Origin of the sequence: Metabacillus sp. Hm71 (assembly GCF_051842955.2) — a bacterium.
Taxonomy (GTDB): Bacteria; Bacillota; Bacilli; order Bacillales; family Bacillaceae; genus Metabacillus.
This window is the reverse complement of sequence record NZ_CM200278.1, coordinates 4,361,177-4,387,332: the sequence shown is the minus strand read 5'-3', so window position 1 is coordinate 4,387,332 and position 26,156 is coordinate 4,361,177. Positions and strand designations below refer to the sequence as shown.

General features: G+C 36.4%; 26 protein-coding genes. 16 read left to right on the top strand and 10 right to left on the bottom strand.

Features of this window, described 5'->3' with window-relative positions; all coding sequences use genetic code 11:
* Positions 1-8: 8 nt before the first annotated feature.
* Complete coding sequence (locus tag ACSVDH_RS21690; protein WP_439249830.1) at positions 9-995, bottom strand: ABC transporter substrate-binding protein; 987 nt, start codon at positions 993-995, stop codon at positions 9-11.
* A gap of 205 nt (positions 996-1,200) precedes the next feature.
* Between ACSVDH_RS21690 and ACSVDH_RS21685 the strand changes: the two genes are divergently transcribed.
* On the top strand, positions 1,201-1,980 hold the full coding sequence (locus tag ACSVDH_RS21685) for an alpha/beta hydrolase family protein (RefSeq protein WP_299089298.1): 780 nt from the start codon (positions 1,201-1,203) through the stop codon (positions 1,978-1,980).
* 70 nt (positions 1,981-2,050) lie between these two features.
* A complete protein-coding gene (locus tag ACSVDH_RS21680) occupies positions 2,051-2,293 on the top strand; it encodes a DUF2584 domain-containing protein (protein WP_299089297.1) in 243 nt (80 codons plus the stop codon).
* 88 nt (positions 2,294-2,381) lie between these two features.
* On the opposite strand, the gene ACSVDH_RS21675 is transcribed toward ACSVDH_RS21680, so the two are convergent.
* On the bottom strand, positions 2,382-3,878 hold the full coding sequence (locus ACSVDH_RS21675) for an extracellular solute-binding protein (RefSeq protein WP_439249831.1): 1,497 nt from the start codon (positions 3,876-3,878) through the stop codon (positions 2,382-2,384).
* A gap of 322 nt (positions 3,879-4,200) precedes the next feature.
* On the opposite strand from ACSVDH_RS21675, the gene ACSVDH_RS21670 reads away from it, so the two are divergent.
* The 6 genes from ACSVDH_RS21670 to ACSVDH_RS21645 all read left to right on the top strand — a co-directional run bounded on the left by ACSVDH_RS21670 (position 4,201) and on the right by ACSVDH_RS21645 (position 10,675).
* Complete coding sequence (locus ACSVDH_RS21670; RefSeq protein ID WP_439249832.1) at positions 4,201-5,304, top strand: glycoside hydrolase family 88/105 protein; 1,104 nt, start codon at positions 4,201-4,203, stop codon at positions 5,302-5,304.
* A 140-nt stretch (positions 5,305-5,444) separates the two neighbouring features.
* A complete protein-coding gene (locus ACSVDH_RS21665) occupies positions 5,445-6,134 on the top strand; it encodes a GntR family transcriptional regulator (protein WP_439249833.1) in 690 nt (229 codons plus the stop codon).
* A 213-nt stretch (positions 6,135-6,347) separates the two neighbouring features.
* Positions 6,348-7,268 carry a dihydrodipicolinate synthase family protein gene (locus ACSVDH_RS21660; RefSeq protein WP_439249834.1) on the top strand — a complete coding sequence of 307 codons (921 nt, stop codon included), beginning with the start codon at positions 6,348-6,350 and terminating at the stop codon, positions 7,266-7,268.
* A 110-nt stretch (positions 7,269-7,378) separates the two neighbouring features.
* On the top strand, positions 7,379-8,554 hold the full coding sequence (locus tag ACSVDH_RS21655) for a mandelate racemase/muconate lactonizing enzyme family protein (protein ID WP_439249835.1): 1,176 nt from the start codon (positions 7,379-7,381) through the stop codon (positions 8,552-8,554).
* Positions 8,555-8,819: 265 nt separating this feature from the next.
* Positions 8,820-9,779, top strand: a complete 960-nt coding sequence (locus ACSVDH_RS21650) for an ABC transporter permease (protein ID WP_439249836.1) — start codon at positions 8,820-8,822, stop codon at positions 9,777-9,779.
* A 20-nt stretch (positions 9,780-9,799) separates the two neighbouring features.
* Positions 9,800-10,675 carry a carbohydrate ABC transporter permease gene (locus tag ACSVDH_RS21645; RefSeq protein ID WP_439249837.1) on the top strand — a complete coding sequence of 292 codons (876 nt, stop codon included), beginning with the start codon at positions 9,800-9,802 and terminating at the stop codon, positions 10,673-10,675.
* A gap of 285 nt (positions 10,676-10,960) precedes the next feature.
* Here the strand turns inward: ACSVDH_RS21645 and pckA are convergent, their stop codons facing one another.
* Positions 10,961-12,544 carry a phosphoenolpyruvate carboxykinase (ATP) gene (gene pckA, locus ACSVDH_RS21640; protein WP_439249838.1) on the bottom strand — a complete coding sequence of 528 codons (1,584 nt, stop codon included), beginning with the start codon at positions 12,542-12,544 and terminating at the stop codon, positions 10,961-10,963.
* Between the two features lie 997 nt (positions 12,545-13,541).
* On the opposite strand from pckA, the gene metK reads away from it, so the two are divergent.
* The 3 genes from metK (at position 13,542) to ACSVDH_RS21625 (ending at position 17,025) form a co-directional block, all read left to right on the top strand.
* Positions 13,542-14,744: a methionine adenosyltransferase gene (gene metK / locus ACSVDH_RS21635; RefSeq protein WP_439249906.1), complete on the top strand. Its 1,203-nt coding sequence runs from the start codon at positions 13,542-13,544 to the stop codon at positions 14,742-14,744.
* A 256-nt stretch (positions 14,745-15,000) separates the two neighbouring features.
* Positions 15,001-15,477 carry a FixH family protein gene (locus tag ACSVDH_RS21630; protein WP_439249839.1) on the top strand — a complete coding sequence of 159 codons (477 nt, stop codon included), beginning with the start codon at positions 15,001-15,003 and terminating at the stop codon, positions 15,475-15,477.
* Positions 15,478-15,729: 252 nt separating this feature from the next.
* Positions 15,730-17,025: a methyl-accepting chemotaxis protein gene (locus ACSVDH_RS21625; RefSeq protein WP_439249840.1), complete on the top strand. Its 1,296-nt coding sequence runs from the start codon at positions 15,730-15,732 to the stop codon at positions 17,023-17,025.
* 57 nt (positions 17,026-17,082) lie between these two features.
* Here the strand turns inward: ACSVDH_RS21625 and ACSVDH_RS21620 are convergent, their stop codons facing one another.
* From ACSVDH_RS21620 to ACSVDH_RS21600, 5 genes are all read right to left on the bottom strand, one after another.
* Positions 17,083-17,424 carry a GIY-YIG nuclease family protein gene (locus tag ACSVDH_RS21620; protein WP_439249841.1) on the bottom strand — a complete coding sequence of 114 codons (342 nt, stop codon included), beginning with the start codon at positions 17,422-17,424 and terminating at the stop codon, positions 17,083-17,085.
* Positions 17,425-17,447: 23 nt separating this feature from the next.
* Positions 17,448-18,203: a DUF2087 domain-containing protein gene (locus ACSVDH_RS21615; RefSeq protein ID WP_439249842.1), complete on the bottom strand. Its 756-nt coding sequence runs from the start codon at positions 18,201-18,203 to the stop codon at positions 17,448-17,450.
* A 145-nt stretch (positions 18,204-18,348) separates the two neighbouring features.
* Positions 18,349-19,491 (bottom strand): glycosyltransferase family 4 protein, encoded by a 1,143-nt coding sequence (locus tag ACSVDH_RS21610; RefSeq protein WP_439249843.1) that lies wholly within the window; start codon positions 19,489-19,491, stop codon positions 18,349-18,351.
* Between the two features lie 103 nt (positions 19,492-19,594).
* Positions 19,595-20,149 (bottom strand): phosphatase PAP2 family protein, encoded by a 555-nt coding sequence (locus tag ACSVDH_RS21605; RefSeq protein WP_299089288.1) that lies wholly within the window; start codon positions 20,147-20,149, stop codon positions 19,595-19,597.
* A 315-nt stretch (positions 20,150-20,464) separates the two neighbouring features.
* Positions 20,465-20,989, bottom strand: a complete 525-nt coding sequence (locus tag ACSVDH_RS21600) for a gamma carbonic anhydrase (protein WP_299089287.1) — start codon at positions 20,987-20,989, stop codon at positions 20,465-20,467.
* A gap of 94 nt (positions 20,990-21,083) precedes the next feature.
* On the opposite strand from ACSVDH_RS21600, the gene ACSVDH_RS21595 reads away from it, so the two are divergent.
* Both ACSVDH_RS21595 and tbcS read left to right on the top strand, forming a co-directional pair.
* Positions 21,084-21,887 (top strand): alpha/beta hydrolase, encoded by an 804-nt coding sequence (locus ACSVDH_RS21595; RefSeq protein ID WP_439249844.1) that lies wholly within the window; start codon positions 21,084-21,086, stop codon positions 21,885-21,887.
* Positions 21,888-21,972: 85 nt separating this feature from the next.
* Positions 21,973-23,052 carry a tetraprenyl-beta-curcumene synthase gene (gene tbcS, locus ACSVDH_RS21590; protein WP_439249845.1) on the top strand — a complete coding sequence of 360 codons (1,080 nt, stop codon included), beginning with the start codon at positions 21,973-21,975 and terminating at the stop codon, positions 23,050-23,052.
* A 142-nt stretch (positions 23,053-23,194) separates the two neighbouring features.
* On the opposite strand, the gene mnmM is transcribed toward tbcS, so the two are convergent.
* Together mnmM and mnmL are read right to left on the bottom strand one after the other, a co-directional pair.
* Positions 23,195-23,767, bottom strand: coding sequence for a tRNA 5-(aminomethyl)-2-thiouridylate-methyltransferase MnmM (gene mnmM / locus ACSVDH_RS21585; protein WP_439249846.1), 573 nt, complete (start codon positions 23,765-23,767; stop codon positions 23,195-23,197).
* Positions 23,764-24,729: a tRNA modification radical SAM protein MnmL/YtqA gene (mnmL, locus tag ACSVDH_RS21580; protein ID WP_299089281.1), complete on the bottom strand. Its 966-nt coding sequence runs from the start codon at positions 24,727-24,729 to the stop codon at positions 23,764-23,766. Before mnmL ends, mnmM begins: the two co-directional genes overlap by 4 nt.
* A 188-nt stretch (positions 24,730-24,917) precedes the next feature.
* Between mnmL and ACSVDH_RS21575 the strand changes: the two genes are divergently transcribed.
* The 3 genes from ACSVDH_RS21575 to ACSVDH_RS21565 all read left to right on the top strand — a co-directional run bounded on the left by ACSVDH_RS21575 (position 24,918) and on the right by ACSVDH_RS21565 (position 26,017).
* Entirely contained in the window at positions 24,918-25,181 is a 264-nt protein-coding gene (locus tag ACSVDH_RS21575; RefSeq protein WP_299089279.1) for a YtzC family protein, read from the top strand.
* 10 nt (positions 25,182-25,191) lie between these two features.
* Complete coding sequence (locus ACSVDH_RS21570) at positions 25,192-25,359, top strand: glycogen biosynthesis protein GlgD (RefSeq protein WP_439249847.1); 168 nt, start codon at positions 25,192-25,194, stop codon at positions 25,357-25,359.
* Between the two features lie 175 nt (positions 25,360-25,534).
* Entirely contained in the window at positions 25,535-26,017 is a 483-nt protein-coding gene (locus ACSVDH_RS21565; RefSeq protein ID WP_439249848.1) for a GNAT family N-acetyltransferase, read from the top strand.
* The last annotated feature ends 139 nt before the right edge of the window (positions 26,018-26,156 follow it).

Here is a 26,156-nt window from a genome sequence, read left to right as displayed (position 1 = left end):
CCTCCTTGCTATTCGACTACTTCCTCAGCATATGTGTTGTTTACTAGTGGATCATGACTAATGCGGGCTGGAAGCTCTCCTGCTTCTTCCATAATATTTTGAAGATTTTCCCACTCTTCTTCATCTAGGATTGGATCTGTAGCGAAGGAGCCTTGTGTTTTATAGCGATCTACCACAGTTTCGATGAGCTCGAGTTCCGTATCTTCAAATTGCGGAGCGATTGATTTTGCAATTTCAGCAGCACTTTTTTCTTGAACCCATTGCTGTGCTTTATAGATCGCTGCAGTAAATTTTCTAGCAGCACTTTCATTTTCTTTAAGAAAGCTTTCTTTACTCATAAACGTTGTGTAAGGGACCTTTCCCGACTCAGTACCAAAGGAGGCAACGATGTGACCAGTTCCTTCTTTCTCAAAGATGCTTGCCGTCGGTTCAAATAATTGAACAAAATCGCCTGTACCTGAAGCAAAGGCGCTTGGAATATTGGCAAAGTCAATGTTTTGAATTAAGTTGAGATCTGTTTTTGGATCTATTTGATGCTGTTTTAACACATATTCACCGACCATTTGCGGCATGCCGCCTTTACGCTGCCCTAAAAACGAACTGCCCTTTAATTGATCCCAATCAAAATTGTCGATTTTTTCACGGCTTACAAGGAAGGTGCCATCAGTCTGTGTGAGCTGAGCAAAGTTTATAACAGAGTCATTTGAGCCTTGTGCATGAACATATATCGATGTTTCAGAGCCAACAAGAGCGATATCGGCACCATCTGAAAGCAACGTAGTCATCGTTTTATCTCCACCCCAGGTAGTCGTCAATTCGACATCAAGACCTTCCTCTTCAAAAAAGCCTTCTGCAATTGCGACATATAAAGGGGCATAAAAAATCGAATGTGTTACTTCAGCAAGCTTAATTTTCTCCGGGCTGTTTTGATTACATGCTGAAAGTGGTAAAACCAGGATAAGAGAAAGACATACCAACAGCAGCCATTTTTTCATGTTGCTAACCTCCTAGATGCAATGCATCAATAATTTTTAATAAAATAGAAACGGTGATGGGTGAAATAAGCAGAATATGAACTACTGATAATTTATGAAAGTTGAAAAAATGTGTGAATGCCTATTATTTATTTAGTAACGCTGCTGTTTTGGGTATGTTAGTAAAATAAGATTGATTTTAAAGATGGAAAGAGTGAAGAATTAGATGAACGGTGAAATCATTAGTAAAGTGAAATATCCCTCTCCAAATCCAGCTATTCAGCTTTGGTTGGTTACATATGTGTCCGATCATTTAAAAGTAAAGGGACTATTGGCAGAACCAATTGCATCAGGCTGCTATGATGGACTTCTCTATTTGCGAGGCGGTATTAAAAATGTAGGGATGGTTAGGATTGGACGAATTATTCAGTTCGCCTCAGAAGGCTTTGTTGTTATGGCACCATTTTATCGCGGCAATCAAGGCGGTGAAGGAAATGAAGATTTTGCTGGTGATGATCGGTATGATGCCATCTCTGCGATCGACCTTTTAAAAAGACATCCTAAGGTGAATCAAGACCGTATCCATTTATTTGGATTTTCAAGAGGTGGTGTGATGGCGTTATTAGCTGGAATACTAGCCGAAAACATCCGCTCAGTTGTCACATGGGGCGGTGTTTCCGATATGTTTTTAACTTATTCTGAGCGAGTGGATTTACGTAGAATGATGAAAAGAGTTATTGGCGGCACACCTGCAAAAGTTCCGGATCGATATATGTGGAGAACACCTTTGTATGAATTAGAAAAAATGACTGCACCTGTATTAATTATACACGGGGTGAAGGATAAAAATGTCTCTGTTGAGCATTCATACAGACTTGAAAAGCGATTAAAGGAATTAAATAAAAAAGTTGAAAGCTGGTACTTCAAGGAATTTACTCATTATTTTCCACCGAAAATTAATCGTGAGACATTACATAGGCTTTGCACATGGATGAAAAAACAATAATGTTTTTCAAGGCCTAGACAAGATGGTATGATAAGTATAAAAGGATTTGTGATAAAGAGGAGGTTTTCTCATGGGAATGCCTGTTGAATTTAATACAATGATTGTGACAAAAGGAAAAGAGCAACGTATAGAAGAAAATGTGTTTCAATTAACAAAAGAGGGATATCGAATTTATCCAATTGATATTCCTGTAGAAGTAAGAAAAACGAAGGATGGAGAAACGACTGGGGAAGCTATTGTAGAAAAGCTTCAGCTTCATGAAAAGAAAACAGTTGTGACGTATCGTTTAGTTGCGCTTAATTCAACAAATTAAAAGTAATACATCCAAAAACCCAGATAGACCTCTGGGTTTTTGGTTTGATTCTTCTTCAGGTTGGATGCATTCATATAAGGAGTACTATTTATTTCTTCTTTTGGTAAGACGAACTGAATTCTTCAATTATTTGATCGCCTCCTTGTTCTTTCCATTCTTCTACAGCAGCTTGGAATCCTTTTTTATCTATATCTCCTATAATATATTTGTATGTGGCATCATCAATGATTTTTTGCAGAGAAACGCTTTTTTCAATAAATGTAGGGGAGTCAAGTCCGATAGTCGGATCTTCAATTAGATACTGTTCATTGTCGGTAAATAATTCTTCAGCCTTTGCTTGTGGTTCATATGTGAAATAGCCTTTCAATCTTCCGTTCGTTTCTTCCTCGGCAATCTCTAATGTTTGTATTGGTAATACTTCCCGATCAAATAATTGTTGATCTTTAATTTGGGCCATCCCATCTTTAATTGTGTAATGTTCACCTTCAATCCCCCAATAAATTAAATTAGCCCCTTCAGGAGTCATGAGATAATCATAGAAAGCAAGGATCTTTTTTAACTCTTCCTCTGATTTAACAGATGATTTAGGGAATAAGATGGCATTTCCATATCCAGGTAATGACCATACTGTAAATTGACCATCTGGGCCTGCAACTTGGTTGTGTACATCTAACTCAACATTAGGGTTAATATTTGCTGCATCTGTGTAAAGAGATTGTACATCTCCCATAGAACCAACATATACGCCTGCCGTTCCATTTTTAAGCATCGCTTGCTGATCGGTTTTACTTGTTATTGGGAAATCTTTATTTATGTAGCCTTTTTTATGCAGGTCTCTAAAAAAGTCTAAGGTTTTCATATATTCCGGGAACATAAATTCCGGTTCTATTTTTCCATCTTTTACGCCAAAATTGTTGGGAGTATGAAACCAAGAGGCAACTGTTTTAAATGCTCCAAAAATTAATTCATTCCGGTCCGTTAATCCAATTGTATCGTCTTTTCCATTTCCGTCAGGGTCGTCTTCAGTAAATGCTCTTAACATTTCATAAAACTCATCTATATTGGTTGGAGCTGAAAGTCCAAGTTTATCCGCCCAATCTTTTCGATAAATCATACCTTGGCGGGATAAAGGTTTCCCTTCATAGATCATATAAATCTTGCCATCAACCTTTGTGTTTTCCAACACATCTTTCTTCATTTTGCTTAAATTTTCAAATTCATCTAAATAAGGTCCGATCTCCCAAAATTGACCATCTCGAATTGCTTCTTTGTATTGTATTAACATTTCTAAATCTAATACAACGGAGTCAGGAAATGATCCTGTGGCAAATAAGGTATTCACTTTTTCCGGATAGGTTGTTGCTGGCACGAATTGAATATCTAATTCCATGTTGGTTTCTTTCGCCAGGATGTCTAAAACCTTTTTATCAGGAACTTCTGGAGTGTGAAGTTTAACCATAGCTGAAAATTCAGTTGGTTCATTTGAACTTTTGTTTGAAGCGCTTTCATTGCTGCACGCTGTAAGAGAAGCAATACCTAAAGAAAGTGCACAAATGAAAGAAAAAGCCTTTCCTGATCTTATCATTTTTTCAACCCCCATAGCATGTGATATTTGATATTTGATATATCAGCAATTTCATTTTAAACGAAGGTTAATGATAAGTAAATGTCTTTTTAGAATTTTTATACTATTCAATTTATTTCACCTGACTTTCTTCGCCCAGAAATCTATTAATGGACTGAAAAATAGGATTAGACAAACAACTGAAATTTAATTTAGTTAATATATTTCTTATTGACATCGCTTTCAACATCGATTTAAATATAAAGAAATATAGGTTGTATTTTTCATATTTTGTAAAAAATGTTTTTTTTACACTTTTAATAAAGCTTGGAGGGGATGAAAGTTGGTTTATGAATTAGTGGGAAAGTTGAAAAAGCAATATATGAATGGCTGTGGTAAATGGTATTCACTAAGATGGCATTATATAGAAGGGTGTATTCTTAAAGCCTATTTAGATAGCTATCAATACTCAGATAATGAGGATGAGTATCTTTTTGTAAAGAATTTTATTGACAATCTTTTGAATGAGGATGGAGATGTTGATGAAATTAATATCAAGTATTACAATATTGACCAAATTCGAATGACAGCTATCTTATTTACACTTTTCAAGAAGGAAGGCAATACAAAATATAAAAGAATATTAGATTTAATTTATAATCAATTAAATACCTATCCAAGAACAAAATCGGGGAATTTCTGGCATAAAACAAATTATGAAAATCAAGTTTGGTTAGATGGTCTTTATATGGGGCAGCCATTCTATGTTCAATATATTAAAGAGTTTGTTGAGGATAAGGATTACACAGATATGCTTCAGCAATTTAGAAATGTGCGCAAGTTTCTATTTGATGAGCAAACTCAACTATATGTCCATGCATATGATGAAAGCCGCGACATGTTTTGGTGTGATAAGAAAACTGGCCGTTCACCACATGTTTGGGGGCGTGCTGTTGGTTGGTATGTGATGGCATTAGTTGACATACTAGAAATTTTAGAGGGTGAAAGAACTGAAAAAGAAGAATTAAAACTTCTTTTAAAAGAAACAGTAGAAGGGATGCTCAAATATCAGCAAGACAATGGTATGTGGTATCAGGTTGTCGATTACATTGGTAAAGAAGGAAATTACTTAGAAACAAGCGGAACATCAATGATGTCTTATGCAATCTTAAAAGGTGTTCGTCTTGGATACTTACCAGAAAGATATAAAAAAAACGGAATTACCGCTTTTGAAGGAACTGTAAAAAAGTATCTTCGTGAGGAAAATGGGGAAATCTTGCTGGGAGGAATATGCAAAAGTGCAGGTTTAGGGAAACATCCTGATACAGGGGTAGTTCGTGATGGCACTTATGAGTATTATGTATATGGTGAAAAAGTTGTAGAAAACAACGGACACGGTGTAGCCCCTTTGTTAATGGCTTATAATGAAATGTTACTGCTTCAATAGGTTTTGATAGGAAAAGAATATCCATTGAAACTTCGTTTCGTTTTAACAGAAAATTTGCTATTTACAGAAAAAAGAGACGTATGCTATGATGTGATATATCAGATATCAGAACAAAAATAAATATAAAACAGGTGAGTACAATGCGTGAACAATCGATAAACAGCGACTTATTTTCGTTGAAAACTGAACAAGTAAAATCACTAAGAGATATCGTCGTTGAATCCCTTCGAGAAGCAATAGTGACTGGGAGATTTCAGCCTGGTGAACATTTAAAAGAACGGGAGCTCTCAGAAATAATGGGAGTAAGTACCACTCCTATTAAAGAAGCCTTTCGTATGCTTGGTTATGAAGGGTTAGTCGAAACAGTCCCAAGAAAAGGTACATATGTTTCAGATTTAGCGGAGACGAGTATTCAAGAGGTGCAAATGCTAAGATCTGCGGTTGAAGGGGTGTGTGCAAAACTTGCTGCAATGAAATTAACTGAAAAAGACGAAATGGCATTGAAGCAGCAGATCGAAAAAATGGAACGTTTATTAAAGGAAAATAAAGTTGATCAATTGGTAGAGGAAAACACAAAGTTTCATCGTTTGATAAAAGAGGCAGCTAAAAGTCCTATGGTTTCACAAGTTTCAGATAATATATCGAGTTTTGACAAAGCCTTTCGGAAAAGAGCATTGATGGAACAAAGCGAATTACAATCAGGCTTTTCTGAACATAAAAAAATAGTTGAAGCAATTTTATCAAGAGATCCTGAGCTTGCTGAAAAAGTGATGAAACAGCATATTTTAAGAACAGCCCAGGATGTTTTAAATGGACCAAAAGAAAAGTAGATCATCTTTAAAGTACTTGTTCTTAAATAGGAAACTATTGTGGCTCATTTAGAGAATGAGAGGTTCTAGAACAAGTACTTTATTTTACAGCTGTTCATATGGTCATTTTTGAAAGCGTTAACTAAAATGTATTTCTTAACTAAATGATTGAGTATAAGCTGCGAAAGGTTTTAATCTTTCGATACTTTTTAGCTTATCATGAAGGAGGAAATGATGTATTACGCTGAATTTAGTAAAAAATTTGAAACGATATCCGGAATTACCATTACTCCATTTAAAAAGAATTCGAAAGAAATAGATTGGAGTGGAGTACAAGAGAATGTAGAATTTCTCATAAATAAAGGTGTAAAAGTCATTGTACCATGTGGGAACACAAGTGAATTCTATTCATTGACCATTGAAGAAGCAAAAGAAGAGATTAAAAGAGTTGTAGAATATGTTAATGGGCGGGCAACCGTTTTAGCAGGGATCGGCTACTCAGTTGATACAGCCATTGAAATGGGAAATTACGCTAAAGAAGTTGGCGCTGATAGTATCATGATTCATATGCCTATTCATCCTTATATTACGAATGAAGGTGCTTTCGATTACTTTCAGACGATTATTGAAGCAATCGATTTACCTTCTGTCATTTATTTTAAAGATCATCATTTAAGTGATGATATTCTTTTCAAATTAGCCCCCTTAGAAAAGCTTGTCGCAGTTAAATATGCTGTTAATGACCTCCCTAGATTTGCAAGCATCGTCCAATCAGTTTCTAACGAATATCATATTGCCTGGATATGCGGGACGGCTGAGAAATGGGCCCCATTTTTCCATCATGCAGGAGCAGTAGGTTTTACTTCAGGACTCGTCAATTTATATCCAGAAAAATCATTTCAAATGCTGAAAGCTCTTCAGTCAAATAATCAAGAAGAAACATGGAAAGTGTGGAGAGAAGTTGTCCCTTTCGAAAATTTGCGAGCTAAATATAATAATGGAAATAATGTCGTTGTTATAAAGGAAGCGATGGAGCAAATTGGATTAAACGCTGGTATTACTAGACAACCTGTTTCAAAGCTTAAGGAAAATGATCGAGAAGAATTACGAAGTATTTTGAATTCTTGGGGACTTACACAACTATCAGTCAAGTAAAGAAGTGTGATACAAATGACACATTATCGTCTAATATGAGACCTAGCTTCTTAAGCACAACTACCTATCAAACATGTATGAGAAAATATTAAATTGTTAGGATGATGAAAATGAAGATCACTGATATTAAATTAACAGTAGTTGGAGTTCCACGTCAAACTGGTTTTGTAAATAAACATATTATCGTTAAAATTTATTCGGATGAAGGGGTAATAGGGATCGGAGAAATGTCAGACTTTTCTCATCTGCCCCGTTATGCACCAGATGTTGAAGACTTAACAAATGTAATAAAGTCAGTCCTCGTTGGTGAAACTCCATTTGATATTATGAAACTAAACAAAGAACTCACGGGAAATTTCCCAGAGGCAATGTACTACTACGAAAAAGGAAGTTTTATCCGTAATGGAATCGATGCTGCCCTTTATGACCTTTGTGCAAAATATTTGGGAATTTCTGTTGCGGAACTGTTGGGTGGCAGAGTTAGAGAAAAAATAAAGGTATGTTATCCAATTTTTAGAATGAGGTTTATGGATGAAGTAGCAGCGAATATTGAAGTTGTTCGCGAGCGTTTAAATCAGGGATTTGATGTGTTTAGATTATATGTTGGAAAAAACATAGAGGCAGATGAAGCATTTTTAGACACTATACAACGTGAATTTGGTCAAAAAGTAAAAATAAAATCACTTGATTTTAGTCACTTACTTGATTGGAAAACAGCGCTACAAGCAGTTAAAAGATTAACGAAGTATGATTTGGGATTGGAAATGATTGAAAGTCCTGCACTTGCAAATGATCATGAAGGTTTTCACCACATAAGAATGAGAACAGATTATCCGATTAGTGAACATGTTTGGAGTACTAGACAGCAATATGAAATGATAAAGCATGATTCGGTTGATATCTTCAATATCTCGCCTGTCTTTATTGGCGGCTTAACCGCAGCGAAAAGAGCAGCAGCAGTCGCAGAAGTAGCTGGAAAAAGTGTCATACTAGGAACGACACAGGAATTATCAATTGGAACAGCAGCAATGGCGCATTTAGGGGCATCTATCACGAATTTAAATTATACTTCTGATCCAACTGGTCCAGAGTTATATATCGGTGACGTAGTAAAAAATAGAGTTCAATATAAAGATGGTTATCTCCACTTGCCGGATCGAAGTTTAACGGGTTTAGGTATTGAACTTGATGAAGAAATGATTGAAACTTATCAAGTAAAAGATTTGAGCTGGGGGGAGGTTTCTGTCCATCAGCTGCAAGACCGTACAGCACAAGTGAAGAATTAAGACTTAGACGGGGCTATTAATGAAAACGCTTTAATGAAAATAAAGGATTGAAAATAGCGATTGAACGTAAAAGGAATTAATTGTCTGTGCTTTGATGTTATGTAATAGGTTCTAAAAAGTATACTTCTTACGAAATGCTTCTGTGCATAATAGATGATTGACTGGAGATGAAAAGGCAGACCTTCCAGTATCCGATGTATTGCTGATCATCTGTTTTTTTCCAATAAGTCTTACTCTCCAGTCTACTCTAGGAAGGATGATAGAAATGAATAGTGAGGTAGTTATAAATAAAGAACCAATTGTTTTGAAAGATACACGACGGAAAGAACTTATTAGAAGGATTAAGAAAAATAAATGGATCTATTTCATGCTTTTACCAGGGATTTTGTATTTCATTATTTATAAATATGTCCCTATGTATGGGCTAATTATTGCGTTTCAAGATTATAAACCATACTTAGGAATTTCTGGAAGTGAATGGGTAGGATTTGAACATTTTGAAAGATTATTTTCAGAGCCTGATTTTTGGATGATCTTTGGAAACACACTTATTTTATTTGCGTTAAATTTAATTCTTTTCTTTCCGATACCGATTATTTTAGCCTTAATGCTTAATGAAGTAAGGTTTATGGCATTTAAGCGCACGGTTCAAACATTAATTTATATTCCACATTTTATGTCCTGGGTTATCATTGTTTCAATTGGATACGTCATGCTGACACTTGATGGTGGAATCGTTAATGGATTGTTGACTGCTGTTGGTTTCGAAAAAATAAATTTCCTTCTGAATCCTGATTGGTTCAGGCCGATGTATATAACCCAGGTAATTTGGCGTGAAGCAGGTTGGGGTACGATCATCTATCTTGCTGCAATTGCTGCGATTGATCCTCAATTATATGAAGCAGCGAGAATGGATGGAGCGAATCGACTCCAGCAAATGTGGCATATTACGTTGCCTGCCATAAAAGGAGTTATTATCATTTTGCTCATTTTAAAAATTGGGGATGTTCTTGAACTTGGATTTGAACATGTCTTCTTGTTATTAAATGCTGCAAATCGAGAGGTAGCTGAAATTTTTGATACGTATGTATATACGGCTGGATTAAAGCAAGGTCAATTTAGTTACAGTACAGCTGTTGGTTTCTTTAAAGGGATTGTTGGACTTATTCTTGTTATCTTTGCTAACTGGATAGCAAGAAAAAATGGAGAAGAAGGAATTTATTAAATTGTTGGGAGGAGATAAAATTGGTTGAAGACAAGTCTCTAGGAAGCCGAATATTTTCAATCATAAATATCTTTTTACTATCCATTATTGCATTGGTAACTGTACTTCCGTTTATCCACGTTATAGCGAGTTCTTTTACGACAAGCGCTGAATTAGCAGAAAAACAATTTGTTCTTTTCCCAACAGAATGGAGTTTAGCAGCCTATAAATACATTTTTTCTACGGATACAATATTTCGATCTCTATTAGTATCAATTGTTGTTACAGCAGGAGGGACATTGTGGAGCATGTTTCTTTCTGTCTTAACAGCATATGGACTTTCGAGAAAAGATTTAGTTGGGCGAAGATTTATTATGTTTTTTTTCGTATTCACCATGCTGTTTAATGGCGGGATGATCCCAACATTTTTAGCAGTAAAATATACAGGGTTGCTTGATTCTTTACTAGCCTTAGTCATCCCCGTTTCAATTAATGTATTTAATATGATTATCTTAAAAAGCTTTTTTCAGGGGTTACCTGACTCATTGGAAGATGCCGCAAAGATTGATGGATGCAATGACTTTGGAATACTATTTAGGATTATTATTCCTTGTTCAATGCCGGCCATTGCGACCATTTCCTTGTTTTATGCAGTAACATATTGGAACACCTATATGCATGCGATTTTGTATATTAATAATTCCGATTTATGGCCTATTCAGGTGTTATTGCGTCAAATTGTAGTTCTGGCAAGTGGGCTAAGCTATGATGGAGCAGAGTTTACAGATGTACCTCCACCAGAATTAACAGTTAAAATGGCTGTCATAGTAGTTGCAACAATACCGGTGTTATTGGTTTATCCTTTCCTGCAAAAGCATTTTACGAAAGGGGCTCTCTTAGGATCGATAAAAGAATAGTGTGTGAAAGAATCTTTTTGAGAAAAAAAGAAGATATTCGGATATCCACAAAACAAAAAGAACCGGGCAATTTGTCCGGTTTTTCTTACGTGATAGGAAAGTATAAAATTCTGTACTAAGTTGTACTAAGTTTCGGTGTCTAGCTCCAGCGCCTATCGCCTATCAAACTTCAGATCATCTCCCTACGATAAGTCAACATCGGCTCGCTTCGCTCACCGTGTTTCCTTTATCTCAGTCGATGCTCCTCCAGTTTGTACGGCGATGACCAAGGCGCTTGCGCATTTCTTATCCCACAGGTCCGCCCAATTCTTCAATTTCAGGTGAGACATGGGCAAATTTCTCAAAGTTTTTCTTAAACTTAGCGGCTAATTCCTTTGCTTTCGTGTAATAAGCCTCCTTGGAGCCCCAAGTAAGATGAGGCTGCAATTTATCATCTGGTACACCAGGAACGTGAATTGGAATATTTAATCCGAATACTTCATCCTTAATTGTTTCAATATGGTCAAGGTCTCCTTCAATTGCAGCCTGAACCATTGCTCTTGTATATTGAAGCTTGATTCTGCTTCCTACCCCGTACTCTCCACCGGTCCAGCCTGTATTCACTAAAAATACTTGAACTTCGTGTTCATCGATTTTTTGACCGAGCATGTTTGCATAACGTGTTGCTTGCAAAGGTAAGAAAGGTGAACCAAAGCATGTGGAGAACGTTGCTTCTGGAGCCGTTATCCCGCGCTCTGTACCTGCAAGCTTGCTCGTATAGCCACTTAAAAAATGGTACATTGCTTGTTCTCTAGTTAATTTGCTAATTGGAGGCAATACGCCAAATGCATCTGCCGTTAAAAATACAATCGTTTGTGGATGTCCTGCAATGCTTGGCATAATGACTTTATCGATCGCTTCTAACGAATAAGCTGCACGGGTGTTTTCAGTGAAAAAGGCATTATCATAATCAGCTTCACGGGTTTCACTATCGACAACAACATTTTCTAACACAGCACCATAACGAATCGCATTAAAAATTTGCGGCTCTTTTTCTTTAGACAAATTAATGCATTTTGCATAGCATCCGCCTTCAATATTAAAAACACCTGAGGTAGACCAGCCATGCTCATCATCGCCGATTAAGCGTCTGTTCGGATCTGCAGATAATGTTGTTTTTCCTGTTCCTGATAATCCGAAAAACAGCGCAACATCTCCTTCAAAGCCAACATTTGCCGAACAATGCATGGAAAGAATATTATTTTCCGGTAATAAGAAGTTCATAACGGAAAAGACAGACTTTTTCATTTCACCAGCATATTCCGTCCCGCCAATCAAAATGGTTCGTTTCTCAAAGGATACAATAATAAATGTTTCAGAATTGGTGCCATCGATATTTGGATCGGCTTTAAAATGTGGGGCATAAAGGATTGTAAACGGCTTTTCTTTTGTTTCAGATTCCTTGCTGCCTTTAATAAAAAGCTGTCTGGCAAATAAATTATGCCATGCATACTCAGTTATAACCTGAAGCGGCAATTGAAAGCGCGGGTCGGCACCAGCATACCCATCGAAAATGAACAACTCATCTCGTTCTTTTAAGTAAGTAATGACTTTGCTATATAGTTTATCAAAGGCTTCCTCTGAAATTGGCTGGTTAATCGTACCCCAATCAATTTTATGTTCGATTGAACGTTCCTTAACAATAAATTTATCTTTAGGAGATCGGCCAGTATAGGCCCCAGTAGTTGCTCGGATGGCACCTGTTGAAGTTAATATTCCTTCCTTGCGTTCAAGTACCTTTTCAACGAGTTGAGCAACTGATAAATTATGTCTGGCATTTTCCCCTTCTACAAGTAATGCTAACTCATTTGTTATATCCACACTATTCATCCCCATTACCATCCTTTTCACAAAAAATTTACCTGATAGTGATATAATACAGCATTCTGGCTTCGTTTTAAATAGTATAACACATTAATTTTATTAAAACATACTAATTATCAAAAATAAACGATTTTTAAAGCCCATTTTTATTTTTTTATAAAATAGAACTTTCCCTTCTATCTTGATTGAAGTAATCCCAAGCCTTAGGTAACATTAATAGATGATTTTATATTGGGTAAGACTAAAGATTAGAAGAAGATCAATTTCTTATTTTCATGCTTATTACCTTATGCTTAGGTAGAAAAAAAGAATTATGCAGGTAACTTGTTGATTTTGGTTGACAGTAGTAAATCAGTACGCTATGATATTTCCTTGAACGGATTCTCTTATCCCGAGCTGGTGGAGGGACAGGCCCTATGAAACCCAGCAACCTGCTATAAAAGGAAAATGGCGAACTGTGCGCCTATTTATAGAGATGCTATTTTTAGCAGTTTTTTTGCCTGATCTAAGAAAAACACGGCATGATGCAAAATACATTTTATTTTGCATTATATAGTGCTTTTCTTAGATCGAGAATGATGCAAAGCATCATTCAAGCAAGCGTAAGCTTGCTAAGGCAAAAACTCCTATCTAATACCTCTATTTACAATGCGCATACTAAAAACGGCATTTTTCGACGCAAAGGTGCTAACCTGATGCAAGGCGAAGACCTTGATCGATAAGAGCGAAAGGCTATGAACGATTACAAACCTTTCCTCATGAGGAAAGGTTTTTTTGATAACAGAAAAAAAGAGTATCTTCTTCATTAAAGTTTTTACTTGGAATGCATGTGGTAAAGGTACATACTACTTCTGTTCACAAAACATGCCAACGTGATTCTTTTTACTAGAAAACTAATGGCTGCTCCATATTAGGCGAGGCCAAGTTTTTCTAATTGTAATCAGACTTAGGGAAGAGTTCCGGATCAAATAGAATGTAAACGAATATGAGGAGGCAGCTTTAAATTATGACTAAAAAACGTCTTTTTACTTCTGAGTCTGTAACAGAAGGCCATCCAGATAAGATTTGTGACCAAATTTCAGATTCAATCCTTGATGCTATTATTGAAAAAGATCCAAATGCACGTGTAGCGTGTGAAACATCTGTTACAACAGGATTAGTACTAGTTGCTGGAGAAATTACAACAAGCACTTACGTAGATATTCCAAAAATTGTTCGTGAAACAATTAAAGGGATCGGCTATACTCGTGCTAAGTATGGATTTGATGCCGAAACATGTGCAGTTTTAACGTCAATCGATGAGCAATCCCCTGATATTGCAATGGGTGTGGACCAAGCTCTTGAGGCTCGTGAAGGGCAAATGACGGATGAAGAAATTGAAGCAATTGGAGCTGGAGACCAAGGATTAATGTTTGGTTTTGCTTGTAATGAAACGAAGGAGTTAATGCCCCTTCCAATTTCATTGGCACATAAATTATCTCGTCGTTTAACAGAGGTACGTAAGGAAGATATACTTCCATACTTACGTCCTGACGGTAAAACACAGGTAACTGTTGAATATGATGAAAATGATAAACCCGTTCGCATTGATACAATTGTTATCTCGACACAGCATCATCCGGAAATTTCTTTAGAGCAAATTCAACGAAACATTAAAGAGCATGTAATTAAGCCAGTTGTTCCTGCAGAATTAATTGATGAAAACACGAAATATTTCATTAATCCAACTGGACGTTTCGTTATTGGCGGACCTCAAGGTGATGCCGGTCTAACTGGGCGTAAAATCATCGTTGACACATACGGCGGTTACGCACGTCATGGTGGCGGTGCATTCTCTGGTAAGGACGCAACAAAGGTTGACCGTTCTGCTGCATATGCTGCACGCTATGTAGCGAAAAACATTGTTGCTTCTGGTTTAGCTGATAAATGTGAAGTTCAATTAGCTTACGCAATCGGTGTAGCACAGCCTGTTTCTATTTCAATTGATACATTTGGTACGGGCAAAGTATCAGAAGACGTATTAGTAGATGTTGTTCGCAACAACTTTGACCTACGTCCAGCAGGTATTATTAAAATGCTTGATCTTCGTCGTCCAATATACAAGCAGACTGCAGCATATGGACATTTTGGCCGTCATGATTTGGATCTTCCATGGGAAAGAACAGACAAAGCTGAAGTATTAAGCAAAGAAGCATTAAATAAATAATAACAGCATAATGCTGTCTGAAGTAGGGTCTGATAACTCAACAACAGGAATTATAGAGCTTTAATAATAGTTCTGTATTTCTGTGTTGTGGATCAGACCCTTTTGTTTTCAAATATATCTTCTTATCAAGAATTATAAATTTAGTGGGATACTTTGTCTTCGAAATGTGAATAAATGATGAAGTAGTAGACGTATCATCATCTTGAGGTTACATTTATGGTATATCTTAATAAAGAATACTTTGGAGGTCTATAAATTGAAAAATATCATTTTCGTTTTTGTCTGTCTGATCTTTAGTCTGATTATAAGCGGTTGCCAGGAGACAGAGACACATGGAGCCCACCAGCAAACAGCAGATGAGGAAGTGAAAGCGCCAAGAGTGGAAATTCAGGCAAAAGAGCATGTTAATAAAAATGAAACCGTACCGATTACAGCGAATGTTTATTATGGTGAAGATTTAGTTGATGATGCAAAGGTGACCTTTGAGATAAAACATGGAGATGCATCAGAAAAAGTTGAAGCAAAGCTGATTGATGCAGGTACATATAAAATCGATTATTTATTTAAAGAGGATGGAACCTATCAAGTGATTGCTCATACTGATGTAAAAGACTATCACACGATGCCTGTAAAAGAAATTCAGGTAGGGGAAGGTACTACAATAAAATCAACTGAGACTGAACATCAACAACATCAGGAAACAGAAAACGAGCATTATCATGATGATAAATAATGGATAGAGCTTAGCTAATATTATAATGGCTAAGCTCTTTTTCAAAAGTAATCAAGTATAAAAATTTCACATAGTTTTGTGCCTAGTTCCAACGCCTAGCCCCCCAGGTATTGAAGGCACAGAACGTCCTTCTATTCCTGAGCGTTTAATGCTAGTCGGATCTGATTTTAAAAAAATGTTGGTTGTTACCCTTAACATTTTCGTCGTTGAATCCGATGTAATACATATATATTTAATTGTGGGGGTTTCACAATGGAAAAAGAAATGAAGCTTTATAAAGCGATCTTGCTGAAAATACAAACAAGTCTTGTTATTGTAGCAGCTGTGATGATTGGTTTAATTGGATTGTTTATGTTTTATTTTGTTAGTAATGGACAAGCTCAGAATCAGGAATGGCAGTATGTTGCTTTGATGACTATCATTGTGACAGCAGCAATCATTATTAGTGGCCTTTCTATTTTTTATTTCATCATTCAAAGAAAACTAATAAGATTTAAAGAGATTCTCTCAGTTTTATTTGAACTTACTAGTAGACTGAAAGATAAACCGTTGGATAAAGAGCATGATGAATTTGACTCTTTAGAACAATCAATGAAGCAATTAAAGGAACATCTAAAAGCGATGCTAAACGACCTTGAAAATAAAAGCAAATCAATTTCCAGTTCTGCACATGAACTTTCAGCTCTGACAGAACAAACATTCACTACATGTGAGGAGATTGGGAATGCTTTAAGTGAAATATCAAAAGGTTCAGTTTTACAGGCAACAGATATTGAATCAACCAGCCATAAAGCAAATGATTTACAGGTCAACATTACAAACATGACCGAAGAAAGCAATGTCATGATCCAATTGACAGAGGAATGCGCTAAAGCAGTTCGTTCTGGTAAAGAAAGTGTGAATGGATTACAAGCTGCGAACAAAGAGAATGCAAACATGTTAGATCAAATTAGTCTTGGGATAACAACGCTTTATCAAAGTGTACATGAAATATCCGGAATCGTGACGACAATTGATAATATTTCTAAACAGACAAATCTTTTGGCACTAAATGCAAGCATTGAAGCAGCAAGAGCCGGGGAGCATGGAAAAGGGTTTGCAGTCGTGGCAGATGAGGTAAGAAAACTTGCAGAAGAAACGAATCAGGCAACCTCGCAAATTCAAAAGATGATTCAAAATATCGAAAAAGAAACGGAATCAACCGTTCTTGTCATGGCACAAACGACAGAAATTTCAAATGGATTAAATCAAAGTGTCTTGGCAACGGAGAATGAATTTAATCAAATTTCAGCGTCCATTTCCAACATAATTGCTGGTATATCCAAATTAAATACAGAGATTGAAATTGTTTCAGAACATAGTTACATTATTTTAGACTCAATTCAAAATATCTCGGCTGTTGCAGAAGAAACGACAGCATCTACTGAAGAGATTTCTGCATCTATTGATGAGCAGCTCCATGCGTTAGGAACAATAAATCAATCATCACAAAAACTAATTACATTAGGTGATGCTTTGCGTCAGTCAGTAAGAAAAATAAGTGATTAATGTCAAAAAAAGCGGCTTCTAAAGCGAGCCGCTTTTAAATTAAATAATGATTTCTCTCTAATTATAACCTCGTTCTCCATATGGCTGAAGACGCTCAATCCAATTTTGCTGAAGGTTCCCAAGCTCTTCCTTTTCGTTAAAATATTTTTGATCTTTCTTTTTAAGAATTTCTAATATATCAAAGGTAAAAAATTCATTCCCATAATGAGTCCAATCACTTTGTAATTCTTTGTTCATATGACCGCCGTTCTCAAGCGTGAATCTGATTCCGTTTAATGTTTTTAGATTTCTTGTACTGCCGATAAAAACTTTTTGATTTTTGTTGTTTTTAATTTGGTAAACTCCTGCTTCAATTGGCATTTCTTTATAAGATTGTTTCAGCTCTTTTTTCCGTTCCAATGTTTTTCCCTTCCTTCTACTCCTTATTTTCTTAACCAATATTGGCTTCCATCAGGTTTTCGTGTTAAAAATCCGTACTCGATTAAATATCTTCTAATCAGCACATAATCATCGTAAACAGCACTTAATACTTGGTTCAATTCCTTTTCATCATACGTTTTTTCGCCTTTTATACGTTTTGCAATTTCCCTTAGAATAATTAATCTTTGCTTTTCCTTAGGCGGAAATGCTTTTAAGCGTCCGCTTGAGCCTTCAGGGAAGTATTTCTTTACAATTTCCTGTTGTTCCTCCAAGGTAATATTGTAGCGATCATCAATCATTTTGGCGGTTCTATGCATAGGTAAGAAAGCAGGTGCATGTTTATCCTGTTCTTTCAGCAATTCCATTAATACCAAAAATGTTTTTGCTTGACGTTCCTTTTCCTTTAAAAGAAATCGATGGTTACGAATGGTAGAGGCACTTCCAATTTCCAGTTCCTTTTGAACCTCCTTATCGCTTTTCCCTTGGAAAAAGAGGCGAAGAAGCTGATTTTGATGATCGGTTAGGCCGGTAAGCTTCTTATCTAGTGCGATTAAATAATCAAATACAGATCGATGAGTGCTTTCGATATGTATCTGCATATATTTTTCTGCTTCATAAAGGGTACCTTCATAGGGATAAATAATTCCTTTTTGTATGTTCTCACCACAAAGGAGGCAAATATAGGAATCAGGATCTTCTACATATCCTCTTTTTAGTTCAGCGATCGATGCGTTCCAAAACACTTCCGAAATTTCCAAAATGAAAACCTTCTTTCCGAAAATAAACATTTTATTATTTTGTTTGTGTATTTATAGATATATTATAAAAATATCTATATACTGTCAATGTATTTAGAAAAGAAAAAGGTTTAGTCCCTTGATAGGAAGCTAAACCTTATAAAAACTATGCATAACGAATTTGGCTCTTTTCAATAAGTACATCTTCGTATTCTTTTAAGAGGCCCTCGAAGATTTGCTCCCATGTTTGTGACAATGCATAGGTACGTGCGGCGTCACCCATTTTTACGCGCAGAGCATGATGATTTAATAAATGAATAATAGCATGAATAAATTGATCTGCATCTTTGGGTTCACATAGATAGCCAGTTGCCTCATGGCGAATAATATTTTTTACTCCGCCTGAATTGGCTGCAATAACAGGTGTCCCCGCTGCTAAAGCCTCAAGAACCACATTTCCAAAAGTTTCTGTAGGGGAAGGAAAGATAAAAAGATCTGAGCTCGCATAAATTTTTGCAAGTCTTTCACCACTTAAGTACCCAGCAAAAGTCATATTTTTAGGTGCATTTTTTTCCATTTCTTCTTTAGAAGGACCATCTCCGACGATTAGCCAATGAACCTGATTTTTTACATGATCAGGAAGATGCTTAGAAATTGTCATCAAGGTTTCAATATCCTTTTCAGGAGCAAGGCGGCCAACGTATGATAAAATGAACTTTTCATTAATGCCATATTCATCAATGATTTGTTGTTTTGAATATCTTGGATGGAAAAGGCTGCAATCAACACCCCTCCCCCAAATGCGGATATTTGCAAATCCCTTTCGCTTCAATTGCTCCATCGTTTCTTTTGATGGAACAAATATTTTTCGAAGAGGTTTATGAAACCAATGCATATACTTCCATAAAAATTTAGAAAGAAATTGAAGGTCGTAGTATTCCAAATATTGATCAAAATCTGTATGATAAGAACCCACGATTGGTATGTTTAATTTTTTTGCATAGCGTAAGCCGCAAAGACCTATATTAAAAGGTGTTGCAACATGAATTAGGTCTGGCTTAAAACGTTGCAGCTCGGCCTTTACATGCAGCATATTTGGCAATGCCAATCGGCATTCGGGATATAAAAAGAATGGCAGACTTGTGAAACGATGAATATGACTGGAAAATAAGCTTTCATTTGTACTCTCAGGTGCAAACACTCTAAACTCAATTCCATTTTTCTCAAGGTAATCTGTGAATCGTTTTAATGTTCTTGCCACTCCATTAACATCAGGTGCATATGTGTCAGTGAAAATAGCTATTCTCATCAAATCCCCCCAATTACCAAAAAGTGAAAGGTGTCTACTTAACAATATGAAGACGACCGGATGATTAACCGTCTAAATATGTCGTTCAAAAAGGCTGAAAAAACTAGCCTATTTTGGCTAAAATCGCTTCACTTGCAAAAAAATAGCTTATAAATCCAGAAGAGCTTCCAAGTAAGCAGCCGGCTAATACATCAGACGGATAATGTAATCCTAAATACATTCTTGAAAGGCCGACGCTGATCGCAAGTGGAATTAAGACGATTGCAAGCTGCGGCGTAAATAAAATAAATGGGATAATGACAGAAAAAATAGCTGTTGTATGTCCTGATGGGAATGAATGATCCTTTAATGGATTATCAGCTACTTTTGTTTCTATAAGTGCTAGGTACGGCCGTTTACGAGGATATAGTTTTTTTACAATCGCAACGGGAAGGTGGCTGATGAGCAGTGAAACTGCACTTGCTATACTTGTTGCTTGAAACTGACCTCTCGTAAAAAAGATAAGAAATAGGCTTACAGCGATTGTCGCAACCGCACCTCCAAGATGGGTAATCGTGCGGAAATAAAAATTGAGGAATTTTTGATCGAAATGACGATTCACACTTCGAAAAAGCCTGCATTCAAAATCATACATGTTTGTCAAAAGCTTTGTTTTCATCTGTTAGAACGCTCCTTTATTTGCTCCTTTTCTATATTTTAAGTGAGAAATATTTAGTTAATAATAAGAAATTGTAAAAAATTCCTTCACGGAATTTTCAAATATTTAACGATTTCGATACAATTGACTATTGGCTGAGTGTTGTTTGCATATAATATGAATAATTGAAAAGATAATAATTGGATTTTTAGGTTATAAATCAGAAGTTTGCGGCATGTTTTATAGGTATTAAAGAGGAAGAGTTTGTGAGTAATTAGGAATCGACCTTTCGCCGATTCCAGCCTTTTAATATATATGCAAAAAAATGTGATGGAATTATCTCGAAGATGGATGTTGGATCGATTTATAATACTGCCCCTTCTCAACATATTCACGCCGGATTCTCTCCATGTCTTTTATATCTTCAGAAGTTAGTGTTCTTACGACTTTCGCAGGTCTGCCAAGAGCAAGAGAGTTAGGAGGGATTTTTTTTCCGGGAGGAACCAGACTTCCTGCACCAATAAATGCTCCTTCACCAATTTCTGCTCCATCTAAAATTATGGATCCCATCCCGATCAGCGCTTTTTTGCGAATAATTGAACTATGTAGGACCACACTATGTCCAACAGTAACTTCATCCTCTATGATCAGAGGGTTATTTGGACTTTGATGAAGACAGCAAAGGTCTTGAATATTGACCTTATTTCCAATGATCGTAGGCGCTACATCACCGCGAATAACTGTTTGGAACCATATACTTGATTCATCACCAATCACTACATCCCCGGTAATTGTCACATAATCGGCAATGAAAGCCGAATCTGCGATGTTTGGTGTTTTATCTTTGTATGGATAAATCATTTTTTTCAACCCTTTCTTATGGAAAGAATATGTATTTTCGTACTAATATTATAACAGAGATTTCTTTAATTGATGGAAAGGAGAGGCAGCAATCATGTGGAAATGGGAATCTGAGGTTGAACAACCTAAAGGCGTAATTGTAATTGTTCATGGAGCTGCTGAACATCATGGCCGTTATAAGTGGCTTGTAGAAATGTGGAAATTGGCCGGATATCATGTTGTGATGGGGGATTTGCCCGGGCAAGGAACAACGACAAGAAGAAGAGGACATATTGAATCATTTGATGAATATATAATTGAGGTGAACGCCTGGTTAAAAGAAGCGAAAAAATTTGGTTTGCCTTTATTTTTACTTGGGCATAGCATGGGAGGCCTTATTGTGATTCGGGCTCTTCAGGAGAAACATCATGAAGTGAAAGCTGTTATCCTTTCGTCACCTTGTTTAGGCATTTTATACAAACCGAACAAAGCGTTAGAGCTTGCTTCAAGAGGTCTTAATATAATTGCTCCGACTTTTAAGGTAGAATCTAAATTAAGCGTCTCAATTGCAACCCGAAACAAAGCTGTACAGGATACGGATGAAAATGATTCATTATATGTGACAAAGGTTTCGGTTAGATGGTATCGTGAATTAATAAAGGCAATGGAAGAAGCGCAAAACCAGGTGAAAAAATTTCAGGACATTCCTTTGCTCCTTATGCAAGGCGGAGAAGATAAAATCGTAGACAAATCATTGGTAAAGGAATGGTTTAATAAGGTTGACCTTATGGAAAAATCTTATAAGGAATGGAAAGGTTTTTATCATGAAATTTTTAGCGAGCCTGAGCGTGACGAAGTATTTGAAGCAGCAAAACGTTTTTTTGACGCACATTGTCCTAAAACAGTAGAAATCAGCTGAGATTGTTATTTACGCAGGATAAGGGAAAGATCTCTTATTTATGACCATCTTACTTTTAAAATAATTAGCAAGAGGTGACACCCCTTTGACAGTACCACAGCACCCAATTAGACTCATGGCAAAAGTATATCGAGAAGTTTTTCCAATTGTTCATTTTTATATTAAGTATTGGAGAGAGCAAGCGGAAAAAATCCCAAATAAGGAGCTAAGAAATCAAGCGATCGCAAGCATTGATAAAAAGGGGTTTCACTGTGAAGGCGGCGGGATTTTGTCAATGATATCCGGATCACATCAGCAACAATGCATTGAATTCATTGTGGCTTATCAAACGATAAGTGATTATTTGGATAATTTGTGTGACCGCAGTACATCATTAGACCCGGTTGATTTTAGAATGCTGCATCAATCGATGCTTGATGCCCTTACTTGTGGAGCTCGATGCAAGAATTATTATCAATTTCGTGAGGACCAAGATGATGGCGGCTACTTACATAAGCTTGTCCAAACTTGTCAAAATGTTCTTTCTGATTTAGAGCATTACCCGGTCATCTCAAAATACTTACTGGAATTATCAAGCTATTATTGTGACTTACAAGTACATAAGCATGTGAAAAAAGAAGAAAGAGTTCCAAGGCTTGAAGATTGGTTTGAACGTCATAAAGAAAATTTACCGGAAATGGAATGGTTTGAGTTTTCCGCATGCACAGGGTCAACTCTTGGGATTTTTTGTTTAGTAGCCTATGCCTTTCAAGAAGACTTTGAAGAAAAACAGGCCGTTCAAATAAGGGAAAGTTATTTCCCTTATGTACAAGGGTTGCATATTTTGCTTGATTATTTAATAGACCAGGAAGAAGACGAAATTGGAGGGGATTTAAATTTTTGCAGCTATTATGATTCAGAGTCGATGATGATGAATAGACTGGAGCATTTTGTCGAGAAGGCTGACCACCACTTATCAGGAATTCCTCATGAAAATTTTCACAAACTAATAAACCGCGGCTTATTAGGTGTATATTTATCTGATGATAAGGTCGCTTCACATAAAGAACTACATAAATTAGCAAAAAGGCTCATAAAATTAGGCGGAATGACCTCTTACTTTTTTTATGTGAATGGAAGAGCTTATCGTGCTTTTCAAAAGCTTCCTTGGAAGAAAAGTTCTTAAAGGCTCCTGTCCAAATGCTAAAATTTTTTTAAAAAGGCATCAATGTTTCCTCACATAGATGCCTTTTCCTATACACTAATAGTTAATGGTCATGAAAAAAGCACCTTCCCATATAAGAAGCTGCTCATTTCTGTCCGTCAATTTAGCATTTTTCAATAGCAATGATATATGGAGGATTGTTCTGTTTATTAATAAATTGATATTGTAACACATGGGCATCTGCAGGATTAATTGTTTTGACGAAATCCATCAAGGCATCTCGTTCAACTTTTCCCTCATCGTGGCCGTGATAAATCACGATGACAATCATCCCTTCTGGCTTTAACATATCCAAAAGCTGATCAATTGCTGAAATTGTTGTTTCTGGTACGGTGACAATCGAATGGTCACCGCCGGGAAGATAACCAAGATTAAAAATCGCACCTGCTATTTGTCCATGTAGTTCAGCGGGGAGCGTTGCTTTTAGATGCTGATGTCCATGATGAAAGAGGGTTACGTGCTTGTCTAATTGTTCTGCCTTAAGGCGATCGATTGTATTATTTATTGCTTCTGCTTGAATATCAAACCCATAGACATGTCCATTTTCTCCAACCAGCTTTGCTAAAAAAACGGTATCATGACCATTGCCGATTGTTGCATCAATGACCGTATCACCCTGCTTGACAGCAGTTTGCAAAAGCTGTTTTGCAAAGGGCAAAATTCGTTGTAGCTTCATAACGTATTGATCCCTTCTTTTGTATAAAATTTCCCTTGGTAACTATTTCTCACTTTTAATTCAGCATCAATGGAATTTAATACATTCCACTTATCAACACTCCACATTGGACCAATCATTAAATCAATAGGTCCATCACCTGTAATCCGATGAACAATCATCTCAGGTGGAAGAATTTCTAATTGGTCGCAAACTAGGTTGACATATTCCTCCTGTGAAAGGAATTCTAGCTTCCCTTTTTCATATTGTTTAACCATCGGGGTTCCTTTTAACAAATGCAAAAGATGGATTTTTATTCCTTGAACATCAAGGTTCGCAACTGTTTTAGCTGTTTCCATCATCATTTCGTTATTTTCTAAAGGCAGGCCGTTAATAATATGAGAACAAACTCGAATACCATGCTTGCGTAATTTGTTCACACCTTCAACATAACACTCAAAATTATGGGCGCGGTTAATCAGCAGAGCTGTTCGTTCATGAATGGTTTGCAAACCCATTTCAACCCATAAATAGGTTCGCTCATTAAGCTCGGCTAAATATTCAACAACATCGTCAGGTAGGCAATCAGGCCGTGTGGCGATGGATAATCCGATAACTCCATCCAATCCAAGTACAGCCTCATATTTTTCTTTTAACACCTCAACAGGTGCATGAGTATTTGTGTAAGCCTGGAAGTAGGCAAGATATTTTCCATCCTTCCATTTTTTATGCATCTTTGCTTTAATCTCATTGAATTGTGTAACGAGATCATCAGCTCGGTTACCGGCAAAATCACCAGAACCCGCTGCACTACAAAATGTGCATCCGCCATATGCAACAGTGCCATCACGGTTTGGACAATCAAAACCGCCATCTAATGCTACTTTAAAAACCTTATGACCAAAAGTTTGGCGTAAATGGTAATTCCACGTATGATAACGTTTATCGTCAGAGGCATACATAAATGGATTTAATTTGTTCAAAATGAAAATACCTCCTTATTTTGCTGATTTATCAATCTTCATCAGAAAAGTTTATCATGATCACTGGCTGAATAACAGTTTTCTTTCCTACTTACCAATTATTATTAGTTAAGTTTTTAGTTCAGCCTGCAAACAATAAAATTGATGAAGCTTCAATTGACTTCATATCGTTTGGAGGAGAGATACAGATGGCAACAAGACAATCCGTTAACGAATATTTGCAACGCTGCAACGAAGCAATGAAATATGCACGTGAACAATGTAAAACAGGTGCCCAGCAAGAGCATTATAATGAAACCGAATATACAAAAGCACTTCAAGGACTTGAAAACGCAGTAAATGATATTAATCATTTGTCCCTTAGTGCGAATGATCAGCAGCAGGATCAGCTTTACCGTATGCGTCTTCAGCTCCAAGCATTACAAAATGAAATGATTTTATTAAGACACTAGGGGGATCCATATGAAAAAGCGTTCAAAACAAAATAATCCCGAGCAAAAAACAAAAAATGGTGTAAACAATAATGATCTTGAGCTTGGCCAAGATCTAGATCCTGTCATTCAAACGAAAGCAAAGAATGCGAAAAAAGGGCAGCCGATAAAATCTAAGCAAAGAGTTGAAAGTAATTAAAATATAATAAGGACCGTTTTGGTCCTTTTTGAAAATTTAAGAATGCATACAAAGTAACAAATAATAAATTTCATTCAGCACTAAAAAAGAGACTATAGCTTAAAAAAATTGGCTGCAACCATTGCAGTCAATTTTTGTGTTATATGAGAAAATAATTTTTAGGAGGGATTACATAATGAAAATCGAAATTCGCTTATCAAAGAAAAGTGATTTTGAAAGGTTAATTGAAATTGATCGTCGCGTATGGAATTCAAAGACTACTCCTTCGACCATTACGTGGAAATCAGTTGATGAATATGAAAATCGAAATCCAGAAGGAAATCAGCTCATCGCACTTGTTAATGGCCAGGTAGTTGGATATTTAGGTTTTCATCCACCAACTCCGCTCAAAACCAACCAGCATGTAATGGAAATCGATCTGGCAGTTGATCCAGAGTATCAAGGAACAGGAATTGGTAGAAAACTTTTAGAAAACTATAAGCAGCGAGCTCGTAAAAAGGGCATAAGTAAATTATCCCTGCGGGTATTAGCAACAAATGAAGGGGCGATCCAATTCTATAAAAAATGCGGATTTATTGAACAAGGAAGGCTAATTAATGAATTTTTTCTAGATGGCAAATTTGTTGATGATCTCCTCATGTATATCCAATTAAATTAACAGATTTCCAATGATCGAAAAGTCGGTAAATTCTCATTATTAGAACTTTGCAGGATGTGGTTGATTTCTATTGCAAACCACATGATAATACGGTTAAAATTTCAGAGGAACAATCAATGAAATCTTCGCGGAAAGCGGA

Bases quoted from the DNA above. Each gene is read 5' to 3' on its own strand.
- ACSVDH_RS21690 (WP_439249830.1), bottom strand. From the start codon at position 995: ATGAAAAAATGGCTGCTGTTGGTATGTCTTTCTCTTATCCTGGTTTTA.
- ACSVDH_RS21685 (WP_299089298.1), top strand. From the start codon at position 1,201: ATGAACGGTGAAATCATTAGTAAAGTGAAATATCCCTCTCCAAATCCA.
- ACSVDH_RS21680 (WP_299089297.1), top strand. From the start codon at position 2,051: ATGGGAATGCCTGTTGAATTTAATACAATGATTGTGACAAAAGGAAAA.
- ACSVDH_RS21675 (WP_439249831.1), bottom strand. From the start codon at position 3,878: ATGATAAGATCAGGAAAGGCTTTTTCTTTCATTTGTGCACTTTCTTTA.
- ACSVDH_RS21665 (WP_439249833.1), top strand. From the start codon at position 5,445: ATGCGTGAACAATCGATAAACAGCGACTTATTTTCGTTGAAAACTGAA.
- ACSVDH_RS21660 (WP_439249834.1), top strand. From the start codon at position 6,348: ATGTATTACGCTGAATTTAGTAAAAAATTTGAAACGATATCCGGAATT.
- ACSVDH_RS21655 (WP_439249835.1), top strand. From the start codon at position 7,379: ATGAAGATCACTGATATTAAATTAACAGTAGTTGGAGTTCCACGTCAA.
- ACSVDH_RS21650 (WP_439249836.1), top strand. From the start codon at position 8,820: ATGAATAGTGAGGTAGTTATAAATAAAGAACCAATTGTTTTGAAAGAT.
- pckA (WP_439249838.1), bottom strand. From the start codon at position 12,544: ATGAATAGTGTGGATATAACAAATGAGTTAGCATTACTTGTAGAAGGG.
- ACSVDH_RS21625 (WP_439249840.1), top strand. From the start codon at position 15,730: ATGGAAAAAGAAATGAAGCTTTATAAAGCGATCTTGCTGAAAATACAA.
- ACSVDH_RS21610 (WP_439249843.1), bottom strand. From the start codon at position 19,491: ATGAGAATAGCTATTTTCACTGACACATATGCACCTGATGTTAATGGA.
- ACSVDH_RS21605 (WP_299089288.1), bottom strand. From the start codon at position 20,149: ATGAAAACAAAGCTTTTGACAAACATGTATGATTTTGAATGCAGGCTT.
- ACSVDH_RS21600 (WP_299089287.1), bottom strand. From the start codon at position 20,989: ATGATTTATCCATACAAAGATAAAACACCAAACATCGCAGATTCGGCT.
- ACSVDH_RS21595 (WP_439249844.1), top strand. From the start codon at position 21,084: ATGTGGAAATGGGAATCTGAGGTTGAACAACCTAAAGGCGTAATTGTA.
- mnmM (WP_439249846.1), bottom strand. From the start codon at position 23,767: ATGAAGCTACAACGAATTTTGCCCTTTGCAAAACAGCTTTTGCAAACT.
- ACSVDH_RS21575 (WP_299089279.1), top strand. From the start codon at position 24,918: ATGGCAACAAGACAATCCGTTAACGAATATTTGCAACGCTGCAACGAA.
- ACSVDH_RS21570 (WP_439249847.1), top strand. From the start codon at position 25,192: ATGAAAAAGCGTTCAAAACAAAATAATCCCGAGCAAAAAACAAAAAAT.
- ACSVDH_RS21565 (WP_439249848.1), top strand. From the start codon at position 25,535: ATGAAAATCGAAATTCGCTTATCAAAGAAAAGTGATTTTGAAAGGTTA.